A 15,684-nucleotide genomic window follows, 5' to 3' on the forward strand; every position below is an offset into this window, starting at 1 on the left:
GGGGAAATCGGGCAATATTTAATTGAAACAGATCACGAGGACTAAGGGCAAAATCAGGCTTAAGTTTACCGAGGTCACAAATTGCCTCCTAGATACATTTTGTCATAAAAAAGCGCGGCCTAGACCGCGCTTTTCATCGTCTTTCTAACCCTTAGAGGGACATCACGAAGGCCAGCAGTTGCGAGCGCTCCGCTTGGCTCAGGGCCATAAACTTATCGGTACTGGCCTGGGCCTCGCCGCCATGCCAGAGGATCGCCTCCTCCACACTCGCCGCGCGGCCATCGTGCAAGAAGCCCGCCTGGGGGTTGACCGTCTGGGTCAGGCCTATGCCCCATAACGGCCGGGTGCGCCACTCGCTGCCGCTCGCCAGAAAGTCGGGGCGAGCGTCACTCAGGCCTTCGCCCATGTCATGGAGCAACATGTCGCTGAAGGGATAGATGGTCTGCCCCTTCAGCGCCGCTATCATGGGCAGGCCGCCGATCTCGCCGCTGCTCTTGGTGACAAACTTGGGCTGGTGACAGCCGCTGCAGTTGACCTGCTCGAACAGGCGCGCCCCTTCCCTCACCTTAATATCATCCACCTGCCGCCTCGCCGGCACCGCCAGGGTCTCGGCGTAGAAGACCACGTCGTCGCTGAACTCGGCGCTCGCCTCCGGCTCACCGTCGACGCCTCTGCCGGTATCAACAAACCCAGTGCGGGTTAGGTAACTGTCATGCATGCTGGTGCCCGCTATGCTCTCCTCGGGAAACAAGGGGTTGGTGATCCCAATATCGCCGCGCAGCGCGCCCAATGACTGCACCCGCACGCTGGGGGTATTGGCCTTCCAGCCAAAACGCCCCAAAGAGACAGGATGGCTCTCGCCGCGCCGGGCCTTGACGGCGTCGAACACATAGTTTGCCCGCCCAGAGATGCCATCGCCGTCGCTGTCGGCCTCATCCACCAGCGCCAGAATACTCGCCTCGGGAATCGCCTCCAGCAGCCCAAGACCAAACACAGGCATGCCGTTACGCCAGCCCATCAAGACATCGCCCTGCAAAAGCTCAGAGGTGACATTGCTGCTGTTGAGGCTCTCACCCGGCGCATCGAAGGGGTTCTCCACCGCAAACAGTGGTCTTTTGAGCTTCACCTCTGTGCCGTCGGGATAAGTTACCGTCTTTAGCTCGTAGGAGAGGTAGACATCCGCCTGACCGCCGAACAGGTTCTGCTGCCAGTCCTCCCTGGCCTTAAGCACCCCGCGGTGAAACAGCTGAGTGCCGAAGTTGGGCACAGGGATAGGCGCGCAGTAGTTGTTCTCAGACGTACCTTCAAGGCAGGGCTGATCCGGCGCCTTGCTGATACGCAGGAAGATCCCCGCCTCGGAGCCAAGCTTGATGCGCGCTTGCCCTGCGGGCACTATCGGCGTCGAGTTACGACCATCGCGCTGATGGCAGGAGTTACAGTCGGCGTTGTTGAACACAGGCCCCAGGCCGTCGAGTTCGGGATGCTCCTCGTTGGGCGCCGTGGTAAAGGCAGTCTCAAAATTCAGGTCACCGCTTAGGTGCTGGGCGAGCTGGGCGTCACTCAGGTTTGCCGCCGGGGTGGAGTAACCGTGGCCCGAACTCGAGGCATCGAAGGTGGTGGTGTCACCGCCCAATGCCGTCACCTGGGTATAATCTGGATAGACTTTCTCGGGCTCTGGCACTTCTATCTCATCACCCGAGCCGCCACAGCCAGTCAAGGTCAATGTCTGTGCCAGGGTCAAGGCCGCCAACAGGGCGGAGGGTTTGGTTAAGCAATTCATCATCTTTATCACACTTTATTGCAGTCGGGCTAAATGGGCCTTTTGCCATTTAGCCTTTGTTTTTATGAGGTTATATAGGCAAGAAAAAGAGAGCCTGGGCTCTCTTCTTAACTGGCCTTATACCTTCCACTCTTTGAGTAGCGGCAACACCTGGTTTTCCAGGCTCGCCTGCAGGGTGGCCAGGGCATCGACCGCCTTCTGGATGCGCTCACGGCCCGCCTCATCTTTTATCGCCTGACGGAACGGCATCTTGTCTGTACCTTCGATGGCGCGGATCTGCAAGATGGCGGCGTCTATTTCGGCGGCAACCCGGCTAGCCAGCTCGCTGTCGGCGGCGCGCACGAAATCGATGATCCCCTGCTTGTCGGCCTCGCCGGTGAACTCACCCTGATAGACGTTGCGCACCCCTATGATGTTGTCGCTAAAGTCGGTCAGCGAGTTCCAGGAGTATTGCGACTCCACCTTGGAGGTGTCGGCGCTGGCCAGCGAGCCGCCGAAGGGATCGGCGATCTTACCGTTACCCACCTCGTCGACTATGCCTATCATCCCCTTGATCAGCTCCTCCAACACACCCACCTGCGAGCTGTAGAAGGTATTGCCATCGACGCCCGGCGATTTCAGTAACTCGCCATAGGCCTTGCCACTCTGACCGTCATGGCTGACCTGCCAGGCATCGGCCAGCTGCTTGGTGTAGTCGCGAAACACCTCAGCCAGTCCCATGAGATAGTCGCGCTCATTGGCGGTCAACTCGTCTATCTGCTTGACGTTGTCGTCTATGCCGTCACCGAACAGCAAAAACTCCATGGTATGGAAACCCTGCACGTCATCGTTCCAACCCTTGATGGTCTCGGCATCGAAGCCGCTGCTGTTAATTAAGACCGTCTTAAGATCTGTGGTGTTCAGCGGCCAGCTATCCAGGTGTGGGTCGATCCCCAGAGAGTCCACCGGGCCGAAGATGTGTGACTCGCCCTGCTCCCAGGGCTGACGGGCCGCCTTCCAGGCCGACTGCGCCGCCTCAAGATTTGCCTGGGTCGGAGTGGCAACCAGGGTCTGGGTGGCCTGCAGCAGCGCCTCACCGCGATCCGCCAGTGTGCTGTAACCCTTGACGATCACCTCGTCGCTCAGGTTGACGATCAGGGCGTCGGCATCGAAACTAAAACCTGTCTCGGGCACCACGACCTCGGGCTCGTCGCTACCCGAACCACCACAGGCGGCCAGAGTTGAAATAAGTGCCAATGCGATCGCGCCATATTTAAAGTGTTTCATCTGTCTCTCCATAAAAATCAAAGTTGTCCGCCGTTAGAGCGAGAATTGATAGCCCACGCCCAGGGCAAAGAAATGGGTATCCGGGATGGCAGCTACCGCCACCTGATGCAGGCCACCCTCGGCCTTGATCACTATCTCGGGGATCGGCGAGTAGTTGATACCGACGCTGGTCCAGGTGTTCTCATAGCGCTTGGTGGCCGTACCGGTTTCCACCTCACTCAGCGGGTTGGCGTAGTCCAGGTTGGCAAACACTGTCAGCGGCACAGAGAAGAAGTGGTTGAGATCCAGCCCCGCCTCGACGAAGAAGGATTCGGCCTTGCTGCCCAGCTGGGCGAAGTTGCCTGGCTTGAGGCCCGGGGTGGTCTTGTTGGCCTGAGTGATCGCATCGGCATCATCCAGGGTGCCCTGCAGGTACTGTCCGCGCAGTATCCAGGGGCCGTCCACATAGGCACCGGACAGCGCCAGCAGGCTCACGCTGCCATCACCGGCCAGCTTGTTGCTCTTGTGGCGATTACCGCTGGTGTTGCCATAGTAATAGGCGGCGCCCAGGGCCAGACCTGGCTGTTTGAAGCTGCCGTAATCCAGGCGCAGCACATAGGCCAGCTCGTCGGCGTTGATGTGTTCGAAACGCTTCTGATGGCCGGATGCTATCCAGTCGTAGGTGCGGAAATACTCAGAGTTGAGGCCGCTAACTACTTGAGCCTGATAGTGGAAATCTCCGAGGTCGCCGAAGATGCCGATACCCGTCTCGTTCCACACGGCGGGCAACATGGCCGCCTCACTGCGGTGACGCAGCACGGTCAGGTATTGATTAGGCTTGTGCAGCACGCTGGAAAGCCCCACAGGCAGATGTATGTTACCGAACTTGACGCCGAAGGCTTTACTCGGGCGATACCTGAGCTGGGCCTTCTCGATCATCACCTCACCGCCGGCTTCGACCTCCGACTCGAACTCGCCGAACTCGTCGAAACCGTCATATTCCAGGGCGGCGCCCGTGCCGCCATGCTCATATTCGATCTCCACCTCCATGTCCCACTCGTCGTTGAACTGGTAGCCAAATTCGGTGACGATCCGCTCCAGATCCAGGCGGCCGTGACGCTCGGGCGAGGTGTCCTGCACGTTATCGAAATACTCGTCGCTGGTGTAATTCATGCTGCCGTAAGATTCAAACTTGAAGCGGCTCCAGGGGCTGTTAGCGGCCTCCAGAGCAACCTGCTCCTGTACTGCCTTAGTCAGCGCCTGCCGGTCAATCTGTTGCTCGGCCTGTTTGTCGGCCTGCTGCGCCTTAAGCTGGGCCAGCTCCTGTTTCAGCTGAATAAGCGCCTGCTCCTGCCTGGCGATCGACTCGGCTAAGGTGGCGGTATTGGTCGCGGCATTGGTTGTTTGAGTGTCGGCATAGGCATTGCCCGCCAGCAAGCCGGCGATTGCCATCCCTAAGGTGGTTAATTTCAGTGTCATCTTCTCTCCATGCTGAATAAACAGCATCCCCCATTAAATTGCGGGTACAATATTTCAAATGAGAATTATTTGCATTACAATTTACATTTGTTAATAACAAATTGATGACAAGACATGCTAGGGCGTAATGATTGAAACCAGTTTGTAGCGCCCAAGCTATGGGGTAGACTGATCGCCCCGGGAAAGACTGGAAGCCAATGGAATGTTAAAGAAGACCCCCCAAACCCTCTTACTGCTGATGACCTTCGTGATGTCCTTGGTGTTTTCTGTGTGGCAGGTGCTGCTGAACAACTTCGTAATTGAGCGGGCCAGCTTTACCGGCGCCGAGATAGGCATATTACAGAGTCTGCGAGAGGTTCCCGGATTTCTGGCCTTTACTGCCATCTTCATCTTACTGCTGCTCAAGGAACAGACCTTCGCCCTGGTCTCCCTCGCCCTGCTGACCATAGGGGTGGGCATCACAGGCTTCTTTCCCCAGGTGCTGGGCCTCTACCTGACCACCATACTCATGTCGGTGGGCTTTCATTACTACGAGACCATCAATCAGTCCCTCACCCTGCAGTGGGTCGACAAGGCCGATACCGCAGGCTTCATGGGCAAGGCGCTGGCCTGGCGCTCGGCGGCGGCTCTCACAGGCTATGGTAGCATCTGGGTGGTGATGACCTATCTGCAGCTGGATTATCAGTGGATGTACGCCATCATAGGGGGCCTGGGGCTACTGATGGTGATCGCCCTGAGCCTTTACTTTCCGCAGTTTCCCCAGGGCGAGGTGCAACACAAGAAGGTGATCCTCAGACGACGCTACTGGCTCTACTACCTGCTGACCTTCTTCTCCGGCGCGCGGCGACAGATCTTCATGGTGTTTGCTGGCTTCATGATGGTGGAGAAGTTTGGCTATAGCGTCAGCCAGATCACCGCTTTGTTCCTGATCAATTATGTGGTCAACCTGCTGTTCGCCCCCGCCATTGGCCGCTTTATCGGCCGCATCGGCGAGCGCAACGCCCTGATGATAGAGTATGTGGGCCTGATAGTGATCTTCACCAGCTACGCCTTCGTGCAGCAGGCCGAGATGGCGGCCGTGCTCTATGTGCTGGATCATCTGCTGTTTGCCATGGCCATCGCCATCAAGACCTATTTCCAGAAGATCGCCGAGCCCAAGGATATCGCCGCCACCATGTCGGTCAGCTTCACCATCAATCATATCGCGGCCGTGGTGATCCCGGCGCTGCTGGGGATGCTCTGGCTCTACTCCAACAAGTGGGTGTTCTTTATCGGGGCAGGCTTCGCCCTCTGCTCACTGGTGCTGGCCTTCAACATTCCGCGTCATCCGGCCCAGGACAAGCATGTCAACTGGCCGGCCAACGCTTGAAACTAGGGGTTGGGGCTAGGGCCTAGGGCGAAATTCAGATAGAATCGGACGATAAAGCGACACAAGATAAGACTATTTACAAGATAAGATTATTCACAAGAAAAGATTATGGCCGAGATCGTTAAGCTATCCAATTCAGGGTCCAATCAACCCGATGTATCTGCCCGCCGCAAGGTCCTGCTGCTTGGGCGCCTTATTGGTCTGGGCAGCGATGAGGATTACCGTCCCTCTCAGGCCTCTGTGGCCGAGCGCTCGGACCATCGCCTGCGCAAGCTCGCCAGCCAGTATCAGGCTAACCTGGAAAACATCTACGCCATCGCCCTCTCCCACACGCCATCGGATGTGACCGGGGCCGATCTCGATCCCGACTGGGTCCACCAGTTCTTTCAGCTGGCGGAGCAGATCCACAACCGCAACATGCAGGCCCTGTGGGGACGGATCCTGGCCAATGAGATCACCAGCCCAGGCAGCTTTAGCCTCAGGAGTCTGGCCACACTTAAGCAGCTGACCCACAAAGAGGCGCAGATGTTCGAGAAGGCCCTGGGAATGGCAGTCACCTTCAACAACGAATCTAAGCTAAAGCTGGTGATCGGCTTTCGCCACTCCGGTGGCATAGGCCAGCTGTTTCGCAAGACGGATACGACCCAGATCGCCCTGTCGCAATTTGGTCTGCCCTACTCCTCTGTGCTCACCCTGGTAGATGCGGGCCTTCTGCACAGGAGCGAGTTTGAGACGGGCCAGCTCAACGCCAAGAACCCTATCAGCTTTACCCTGTCGGGCAAACGCATGACGCTGACGCCAAAGCACGGCCATCTGGTGTTTAGCTATTATCGACTGACGCCGACCGGCGACGAATTGGCGCAGCTGGTGCGCCCCAAGGCAGATGAAGAGTATGCCCGCGCGCTGCAGGCACTGTTCAAGAAAGACTTTAAAGTAGAATACTGAAAAGTAGATTACTGGCCCAGCGACTGCTTCAGCGCCGCATCCAGGGTCTTAGGGCTGGTCTCTGGGTTGAACCAGTGCAGGCTATCGGCCAGGCCAACCACCTCACCTATGATCATCAGCGCCGGCATCTCCAGTGCCGGATCCGCCGCCAGTTCCGCCAGTTCACCTAGGGTGCCGATAAATCGCTGCTGCGCCGACGTGGTCGCCTTAGAGACGATGGCCACTGGCGTCTTGGGCGATCGCCCAGCCGAGATAAGCCCATGTTGAATACTGGCGGCGTTGAGGATCCCCATATACACCACTAGCGTATTGGCGCTGTTGGCATAGGACTGCCAGTCCATGGGACGGCTCTCTAACTTGCAGTGACCGGTAATAAAGGTGACTCCCTGGGCATGATCCCTGTGGGTCAGGGGAATACCTGCGTAGGCAGAGGTGCCGCTGGCCGCCGTGATGCCTGGCACCACTTCGAACTCCACCCCGGCCTCTACCAGGGTCTCCAGCTCTTCGCCACCACGGCCGAAGATGAAGGGGTCGCCCCCCTTGAGACGCACCACATTCTTGCGGGTATAAGCCTTGGTCACCAAGAGCTGGTTGATCTCCTCCTGGGCGGCGCTGTGTTTACCGGCGCGCTTGCCCACGGCGATCAGCTCCGCCTCTTTCGGCGCCAATGCCAAAATCTCATCGCTCACCAGGGCGTCGAACAAGACCACATCGGCCTTCTTCAGGATGCGGTAGGCCTTGAGCGTTAACAGCTCAATGTCGCCAGGACCGGCGCCCACAAGCCAGACTTTGCCCTGTGCCTGTTGCCCGGGTAGAGTAAATAGTTCCATATCCGCATCTCATACAATAGTGATGAGGTTAATATAGCGTCATTCTTATTCCATAAAAAATAGAAGTTTATTAGGTTTTATTCTTTTTAGTTATTAATGGGGTTTGGTGAGATTTTCATGAAACAAATCAAGTAGACAGAATTAAAATAGGTGCGCGCGGCGGGCTCAAATGTTACAACATAGCCTAGATTGGAGACGACGCGCTAAGCTTGCGACACGAGAGGAAACAAGGATGCAAACCACCCAATACCTTAAATGGCTTCCCCTGATCACCCTATGTTCACTGCCTGCAACCTGCCTGGGCGCCGAGCCCACAGAAGAGAAGAAAACCACAGAGGATAGCTCGCTGCTGGACCAGCGCGTCGAAGATGAGCTGGCCACCTCGGAGAGGCCCTTCGTGATCACGCCGCACAAGGTCAACTACATCTTGCCCGTGACCTATAATAGCTCGCCTAACATGGATCCCTTTGCCGACGAGCTGGCCAAAAACAACTCGGAAATCGATAACCTGGAAGCCAAGTTTCAGATTAGCTTTAAGTTTCCCTTGATGTATAACGTCTTCGGCGACAACGGCCACCTGTTTTTCGCCTACACCAACCAGTCTTACTGGCAGGTGTATAACAAGGATATCTCCTCGCCGTTTCGCGAAACCAACCATGAGCCAGAGATCTTCATGCTGTTCAACAACGACTGGCAGATAGGTCCGCTAACCAACTCCTTCTGGGGCGTCGGCGCCGTGCATCAATCCAACGGCAAGTCGGGTGATCTCTCCCGCAGCTGGAACCGTATCTATGGCACCATGGTGTTCGATAGCGGCCCCTTCGCCCTCGCCGCCAAGGTGTGGTGGCGGATTCCCGAAGATGAGAAAAAGACACCCGATTCCGCCAAGGGAGACGATAACCCGGATATCCTGGATTACATGGGCAACTTCGAGCTCATGGGAGTCTATGGCGTAGACAAACACAGGTTCTCGCTGATGCTGCGCAATAACCTAGAGAGCCCTAACCGCGGCGCGGTGGAGTTTACCTGGAGCTATCCCATCATTGGCAATCTGCGTCTCTATACGCAATATTTTAATGGCTATGGCGAGAGTCTAATCGACTACAACGCCCATACCCAGCGGATCGGCATAGGTTTCGCGATCAACGACATTCTCTAACCATAGGCGGCGCGCTATGCTCGCCGCTCGCATTAGGAAGTAGAATGAAATTCGGACACCAGAGCATCATCAATGGCTTCGGCCTCATCATGTTGCTGAGCTGCATCCAGCTGACGGTGATCGCCCTGCGCGAGGAGCCGCCCAAGCCGCAGCTCTCGGCGCGGGAGATGCTGTCTGATCTTAACTACCTGCAACAGCATCTCAGTCAATACTCCGCCAGCGCGGCCGCTTCCCCTCAGCGCTTAGTGAGCCTGGATACCCAGATCAACAAGGCCCGGGGCCAGCTGCCCCTGGGCGGTGAGCGTCAGCTGTTTGCCCAGCAACTGCTTAAGATACTGACGGCAATAGACGATCCCAGCACCCGGCTCGAGGGTGTCACCGCCCAGGCCTATCTGCCGATCAAGCTGCGCAAGTTAGACGATAAATGGCTGGCGCTGACCCAGGACAATAGACCACTGGACAGTGAGGCACCCTTTATCACCCATATCGATGGCCTGCCCATCGCCCTCTGGGTAGCAGCCACCCAGGGCTTTCTGCCCCCCAGCCTGGCCGACACGGTAAGCGAACAGGCAAGGTATCTTACGATGATCACCATGCTCAGGCGCGAGATAGGCCTGGCACCCAGCGAACGCTGCCGCCTCACCCTGAGCAATGAGGAGGGCAACGGCCACCAGGTTAGCCTGGCGCTGACCAGCAAGCCACCTCAGACGCTCAGTAGCAATGACAATGAGCAGGTCAGTGCCGACCTGCACGGGGTGTTTAGCCTCCATGACCTGTCGAGCTTCTATCCAGGCAGCCCCCTAGGGCAGCGTCTCAAGCGCTCGCTGACCAGCCCTGTCACCATATTGGACCTGCGCCAGGCTTATGGCGCAGGAGATGAACTCCTCAAACTGCTGGCCCAGACATTCAGCCCGGACATCAGGCCGCCGCTACTGGCGGGCTGGCCAGACTCCTTGCAGGCAGTGGCACGCTACAAGAAGGGGCCTAACCTACGCAGCGACTACCTCAAGCCCTTAGGCTTCCTGCCACCCGCTAGCCTGAGTCAGGCGGAGCAGTTACAGCTGGAGCTGCTACGCCCACACCTGCCCGAAGAGGAACCCGGTTTTAGCCCCTGGCAGGCCAAGTTTTGGCACCTGGCCAGCCTCCCCTGGACGTATCTTCCCCGCCCTAAACGGGGTAAGTTAATGTTGCTGATTGGCCCTGATTGTCGTCAGCAGTGCCAGTGGATCGCCCACTTCGCCAAGACCTGGCCAGACACCTTAGTGGTGGGTGAGCCGACGCGGGGGGAATATGGCAGAAAGCAGCAGCTCACCCTGCCAAACAGCGGCTTTAAGATTAGTTTCAACGCCACCCAGGTATATGACGCCACGGGCAAGGCGCTATCTGGTGTGCCGACTCAGCCAGATATCGAGCAGTCGCTGGATGATGTCGTCTACTGGGAAAACCTGATCGCCCTGTTTGCGCCGGATACAGACAGCCAGGCGCCGACTTCAACTAATACAAGTAATTAATACAAGTAGCTAATACAAGCAGCTAATATAACCAAGCCTACTACTAACACAGCCAACTAACTAACACAGCCAACTAACTAAAAAGGACCACACATGAATAAGTTAGTCACCAGACTCCTGCTCGGCCTGAGCCTACTTCTCGCCGCACAGGCCAACGCCACCGATCTCAAGGTGGGCGATAAGGCGCCAGATTTCCGCCTACAAGCCACCGACGGCCACTATTATCAGCTCAGCGATTACCTGGGCAAACAGACCCTGGTACTGGCCTGGTACCCCATGGCCAACACCCGAGGCTGTACGCTAGAGTGCAAATCACTGGTGGAGAAAGGGGAGCTTATCCGTCAGTACAAGGCCGTATACATGATGGCCAGCGTCGATGATCTCGAAGACAACCAGAAGTTTGCCAAGGAGCAGAAGGCCGATTTCCCTATGCTCAGCGACCCCACCAAGGAGACCGCCAAGGCCTATGACGTGCTCAATCTGGTGCGCGTCGCTAGCCGGGTCACCTTCTATATCGGCGAGGACGGCACCATACTCAAGATAGATGAAGACATTCATCCTAAGACGGCCGCCGAAGATATCGCCGCCAACCTGGCTGCCTTAGGCATCGCCAAGGCCGAGTAAGTAAAAAGGTAGCGATAAAAAAGCCCCGTGCGCTCAGGCCTCGGGGCTTTTTATTTGCAATGACTTATTTGCAACGATGAATGACCCTTAGTCGTTGCGGGTCTCCACCAGGCTGTCGATGACGATCCCCTTAGCATTGATATCCATCCCCACCTTCAGCTGGGTGCGATAATCTTTCAGCGCCTCCAGCTCCTCAGGAATAGGCTCGCCGCTCATGGCCATCAGGTTCATGGCGGGGGTGAACAGCTTGGCGTAATCGGCTGTCATAGCAAACAGACCATTCGCCGTTGGTTTCTCAGCGGCCAGCTTATCGGCGATTGCCTGGCTCTTGTCGCCCGTGTAGATGGTCAGGTGTTGCCCCTTCAGTGCCATCTGCGCTCTCACCCCGAGGGATGGCGGCAGTTGCAGCGCTGCGCCTAGATCGACCGTGCTACCGTCGCTAGGCAGATTGACATTGGCCAGCTCGGGGGCAAAGGGTTTGACCATGTTAAACAGAGTCGCCGGGTCGTCCGCCGTCAGGGTCGCGATGGCGTCGAGATCCTTGAGCGAAATCTGCTGTGTGTCTTGCTCCAGCGCGTAATCCAGCAGCGAGAAGGAGACCCCTTTCACGCCGTTAGCCATACCAGTAAACATGCCGAGCATGGCCGGGCTCTGCCCTTCCATCTCACCCTGTAGCTGCGCCAGCGGCTCACACTGATAGCTTGGGGTAAGCAGGTCGTCCCAGATCTTAGAGATGCTAGGCACAAACTGATTCACATCCAGGCCAAGGGCCATGGAGAACACGCCAGTGTCTATGCGCTTGGTATGGGCCGGAATAAAGCCGCGCATCTGACTCAGGGCGCCGAGGATCACCTGGTTGTTGCTCTCGATAACAGTGCTAAAGCCTATCTTGGCCCGCTTGTTCTTCACCTCAAAATCGGTATAACCGATCACTGTGCGTGGCCAGTTTGCGGCGATGCCGGCCAGCTCGCTTTGACAGGTTTGAGAGCGCAGCTCAACGAAGGGATCATCATGAATCAACTTAAAGATCTTGGTCAGCTGACGCGCCATCTGATTAGCATCCAGGGTGGTGATCGCCTTCACTAACTCCTGATGATTGATATAGCTGACGCCCGCCTTGCTGAAGCCGTGCTTCTTGATGATCTCATCGACCGTACCGGCCTTGGCCAGCGAGTCTTGTACCGGCTTTAGCCCCAGTGCGGTTTCAAGCAGCTCAGGCTCGAGGAAGCTGGTTTCCAGCGTCAGGGTCAGCATGCCCTTGTCGATGGCAAACACCAGATCCACACGCTCGTTCTCGCCCTCGTCGGTGAGACGATAGGCACGGTATTTAACCTCGCCCAGCTGCTTCGCCGTGTGGGTCAGGCCGCTGTCGGCTTCGGCCTTATCCAGCACAGCCCAGAAATGTTCTGGATTGGCGATATCCAGCTTGATCACAGGCAAGACGCCCAGGGTATAGAAATAACTGGTGATCTTTTCGGGTAGGCCGAAGGTATCGATCAGCTGCTGGCCATCTTTCGAGGCGTCGAAGTAACGCTCCAACACCCTGAAGATAAACTGGGCTCTGGGATCATCATCCTCGGCGAGCAGGGTCTTCATCTCTGCCGGATATTGCTTCTGCGCCTCGGGAAGCGCGTCGATATAATCCTTTATTGGAAAAGGCTCAAACTGTGCGGAAAATAGCGGTGTATCGGCAGGCACATAGGCCAATACCTGATTATCCACCGACTTAGGCGCCTGTTGCATCACCCAGTAGCCCCCCGCGCCTATGGCGAGGATCGCCGCCGCCACTAATGCCTTCTTCATTCACTAAACTCCCTGTTAATTCGCGCGGCAGTCGGGCCTATCCCAAGCTGGCAAGCACGTAATACCCATCAATGACTTACTTTGATTGGTATAAGAAAAGAATGGGGTCGATATTACTATATAGATGAATAAAAAGGGAAATAAGATTAGCGGGGATATCCCTGGATAGCCGCAGCGGACTATCCAGGGCCTATGGCTATTAATTAGCATGCGCCAGCAGACCAATCAAACATCTAGCTCTCGCCAAGCGAGTTGGGTTTCGATCTTGTCGGCGGCTCTGCCTGTCGCATCAAAGAGGAAGAGAAAGCGACTGGATCCAAGTGAGATCCGATACAGACAACAATTCAAAACCATCTACGGGAACTTACCACTATAGTTCAAATTTATGATCTGTGCATAACCCTGTGCAAAAAAAGTGCACAAATCATAAAAAAGTAGTAATAAATCAAACTACTAGTGCCGCGAATTTCGCGGCAGCATTAGATCTCATAGTGCAGGCCACACTCGCGCTTGAGGCCGTTGAAGCGGGTCTCCTCTTCGGTCATCCCCAGCTCCAGCGGGCGACTCGAATGGGTATCGCCCACCGACACATAGCCCTGCTCCCAAAGCGGGTGGTATGGCAGGTCATGCTTGGTGAGATACTCATGCACATCCTTGTTACTCCACTCCAGGATCGGCAGCAGTTTATAGCGATCGCCGTGGATCGCCAGAATCGGCAGATCCTCACGGGTGCTGGACTGGCTCCGGCGCAGGCCCGCAAACCAGGTACCAACCTCCAGCTCCTTAAGCGCCGTCTGCATAGGAGTCACCTTGTTGAGGCGGTTGTATTGCTCCAGGCCATCCAGCCCCTGTTCCCACAGGCGACCGAAACGGGCCTCCTGCCAGGCGCTGGTCATGGGCGCGCGATACACCTTAAGGTTGAGCTTGAGTCGCTCGGTCAGCTCATCGATAAACTGATAGGTCTCGGGAAACAGATAGCCAGTGTCCGTGAGGATCACAGGGATATCCTGCTGCACCTGGGTGACCAGATGCAGCATGACGGCGCCCTGAATACCGAAGCTCGACGACAGTGCATGGGTGCCCGGCAGGTAAGCCAGGCCCCAGATCACCCGCTCGGCGGGCGTCAGTCCCGCCAGGAAGGCGTTGACTCGAGCCAGCTCTGCGTCTTGCTCCGACTTGGGCGCGCTAAGCAATGCTTGCAGCGCTTGGGCAGAGATCACTGAATTATCCATGGAAATCCTTAGCGGCATCGATAACCGCCTTCACCACGCCGACACGCACGGTGAAGTTACCAAAGGTTTCGCCTGCTTCACGCTCTTTGACGTAGCGGGCAAACAGTTCGTCCAGGGCCGCCAGAATCTCGGCTTCCTGAATGTTCTCGCGATAGAGTTTATTGAGGCGCGTACCCTCGAAACTCGCCCCCAGATAGAGGTTGTAGCGTCCAGGCGCCTTCCCCACCAGGCCAATCTCGGCGGCGAATGGACGGGCACAGCCGTTAGGGCAACCCGTCATGCGGATCACTATCGGTTGCTCCAGGAAGCCATGCTTCTCCTGCAGTGCCTCCACCTTGGTCATGAAGTCTGGGAAGTAACGCTCGGCCTCGGCCATCGCCAGGGCACAGGTCGGCAGCGCCACACAGGCGATAGAGTGGCCACGGGTCGGGCTGATCAGCTTACCCATCAGGCCATGACTGCGGGCAAGAGCCTCGATCTGCGCCTTATCTTCTTCGGCCACACCGGCGATGATGATGTTCTGGTTGGCAGTCATGCGAAAATCACCCTTGTGGACCAGAGCAATTTCACGCAGGCCGGTCTGCAGCGGTTGTCCCGGCAGATCTTTGATGCGGCCGCCCTCGATAAACAGGGTCAGGTGCCAGTGGTTATCCACCCCCTTGATCCAGCCGTAACGATCGCCGCGATCGCCGATCACCACCTCACGCTTAGGCTCAAATTTTACCCCGGCGCGCTTCTCCACTTCTGCCTTGAAGGCCTCAAAACCATGCTTGACTATGGTGTACTTGAGGCGCGACTGCTTACGATCTGAGCGGTTACCCCAGTCACGCTGCACCTTGAGCACGGCCTCGGCAAATTTCAGGCAGTCTTCGGCCTTGATGAAACCAAAGTCGTCACCCAGACGCGGGAAGGTCGCGACTTCGCCATGGGTCGAGCCCATGCCGCCACCGGCCACCATGTTAAAACCTACCAGCTCACCGTCTTCGGCCACGGCGATGAAGCCAAGGTCATTGGTGTAGACATCTACATCGTTATCCGGCGGCACGGCCACAGCCATCTTGAACTTACGCGGCAGATAGGTCTTGCCATAGACAGGCTCCACCTCTTCGCTCTCGCTCACCGCCACCTTATCGTCACCCAGCCAGATCTCGGCGTAGGCCTTGGTGCGTGGCAGGTAGTTGTCCGACAGCTTCTTGGCCCAGAAGTAGGCCTGCTGATGCAGCTTGGATTCTACCGGGTTAGGGTTACACATGACGTTACGGTTCACGTCGCCACAGGCGGCGATAGAATCCAGCGCCTCTCTGTCCAGATCCTGGATCAGCGTCTTGAGATTACGCTTAGGGATGCCGTGATACTGAAAGGTCTGGCGGGTCGTCAGACGAATGCTGTTGGAGCTGGTCAGGGTCGAGGCTATCTTATCCACCCCCAGCCACTGCTTAGGGGTACAGACACCACCGGCCACACGGGCACGCAGCATGAAGCTGTAGAGAGGCTCTAGCTTCTGCTCTTTACGCTCGTTACGCAGATCGCGATCGTCCTGCTGATAGAAACCGTGGAACTTGATCAGCTGCTGATCCGCGTCGTTGAAGGCGCCGGTCAGCGAGGTGTCTAACCCCTCTTCTATGGTGCCGCGCAGGTAGTTACTGTCTGTCTTAAGGTACTCGTTTACTGATAATTTCTGATCGCTCATGGCTACTGCCCTATCCT

Annotated in this window: 12 protein-coding genes; 5 read left to right on the plus strand and 7 right to left on the minus strand. The window is 56.8% G+C overall.

Going from position 1 to position 15,684, the window contains the following annotated elements; all coding sequences use genetic code 11:
* Positions 1 to 151: 151 nt before the first annotated feature.
* The 3 genes from AYI87_RS03280 to AYI87_RS03290 all read right to left on the minus strand — a co-directional run bounded on the left by AYI87_RS03280 (position 152) and on the right by AYI87_RS03290 (position 4,504).
* Positions 152 to 1,783 (minus strand): di-heme oxidoredictase family protein, encoded by a 1,632-nt coding sequence (locus tag AYI87_RS03280; RefSeq protein ID WP_144199576.1) that lies wholly within the window; start codon positions 1,781 to 1,783, stop codon positions 152 to 154.
* Positions 1,784 to 1,897: 114 nt separating this feature from the next.
* Positions 1,898 to 3,046 (minus strand): imelysin family protein, encoded by a 1,149-nt coding sequence (locus AYI87_RS03285; RefSeq protein ID WP_144199578.1) that lies wholly within the window; start codon positions 3,044 to 3,046, stop codon positions 1,898 to 1,900.
* A 33-nt stretch (positions 3,047 to 3,079) separates the two neighbouring features.
* Entirely contained in the window at positions 3,080 to 4,504 is a 1,425-nt protein-coding gene (locus AYI87_RS03290) for a hypothetical protein (protein WP_144199579.1), read from the minus strand.
* Between the two features lie 202 nt (positions 4,505 to 4,706).
* On the opposite strand from AYI87_RS03290, the gene AYI87_RS03295 reads away from it, so the two are divergent.
* Complete coding sequence (locus tag AYI87_RS03295; protein WP_144199581.1) at positions 4,707 to 5,873, plus strand: MFS transporter; 1,167 nt, start codon at positions 4,707 to 4,709, stop codon at positions 5,871 to 5,873.
* Between the two features lie 108 nt (positions 5,874 to 5,981).
* Positions 5,982 to 6,818 carry a TIGR03899 family protein gene (locus tag AYI87_RS03300; protein WP_144199583.1) on the plus strand — a complete coding sequence of 279 codons (837 nt, stop codon included), beginning with the start codon at positions 5,982 to 5,984 and terminating at the stop codon, positions 6,816 to 6,818.
* A gap of 8 nt (positions 6,819 to 6,826) precedes the next feature.
* Here the strand turns inward: AYI87_RS03300 and cobA are convergent, their stop codons facing one another.
* A complete protein-coding gene (gene cobA, locus AYI87_RS03305) occupies positions 6,827 to 7,648 on the minus strand; it encodes a uroporphyrinogen-III C-methyltransferase (protein WP_144199585.1) in 822 nt (273 codons plus the stop codon).
* 232 nt (positions 7,649 to 7,880) lie between these two features.
* Between cobA and AYI87_RS03310 the strand changes: the two genes are divergently transcribed.
* The 3 genes from AYI87_RS03310 to AYI87_RS03320 all read left to right on the plus strand — a co-directional run bounded on the left by AYI87_RS03310 (position 7,881) and on the right by AYI87_RS03320 (position 10,942).
* On the plus strand, positions 7,881 to 8,807 hold the full coding sequence (locus tag AYI87_RS03310; protein WP_144199587.1) for a phospholipase A: 927 nt from the start codon (positions 7,881 to 7,883) through the stop codon (positions 8,805 to 8,807).
* A 44-nt stretch (positions 8,808 to 8,851) separates the two neighbouring features.
* Complete coding sequence (locus AYI87_RS03315; protein WP_144199589.1) at positions 8,852 to 10,318, plus strand: hypothetical protein; 1,467 nt, start codon at positions 8,852 to 8,854, stop codon at positions 10,316 to 10,318.
* Between the two features lie 93 nt (positions 10,319 to 10,411).
* A complete protein-coding gene (locus AYI87_RS03320) occupies positions 10,412 to 10,942 on the plus strand; it encodes a peroxiredoxin family protein (protein WP_144199591.1) in 531 nt (176 codons plus the stop codon).
* Between the two features lie 87 nt (positions 10,943 to 11,029).
* On the opposite strand, the gene AYI87_RS03325 is transcribed toward AYI87_RS03320, so the two are convergent.
* The 3 genes from AYI87_RS03325 to cysI all read right to left on the minus strand — a co-directional run bounded on the left by AYI87_RS03325 (position 11,030) and on the right by cysI (position 15,667).
* Positions 11,030 to 12,745, minus strand: a complete 1,716-nt coding sequence (locus AYI87_RS03325) for a hypothetical protein (protein ID WP_144199593.1) — start codon at positions 12,743 to 12,745, stop codon at positions 11,030 to 11,032.
* Positions 12,746 to 13,224: 479 nt separating this feature from the next.
* Complete coding sequence (locus AYI87_RS03330; RefSeq protein WP_260865061.1) at positions 13,225 to 13,977, minus strand: phosphoadenylyl-sulfate reductase; 753 nt, start codon at positions 13,975 to 13,977, stop codon at positions 13,225 to 13,227.
* On the minus strand, positions 13,970 to 15,667 hold the full coding sequence (cysI, locus tag AYI87_RS03335; RefSeq protein ID WP_144199597.1) for an assimilatory sulfite reductase (NADPH) hemoprotein subunit: 1,698 nt from the start codon (positions 15,665 to 15,667) through the stop codon (positions 13,970 to 13,972). Before cysI ends, AYI87_RS03330 begins: the two co-directional genes overlap by 8 nt.
* Between the last annotated feature and the right edge of the window lie 17 nt (positions 15,668 to 15,684).

Source organism: Shewanella sp. KCT (genome assembly GCF_007636505.1).
In the GTDB taxonomy this organism is placed as follows: Bacteria; Pseudomonadota; Gammaproteobacteria; order Enterobacterales; family Shewanellaceae; genus Shewanella; species Shewanella halotolerans.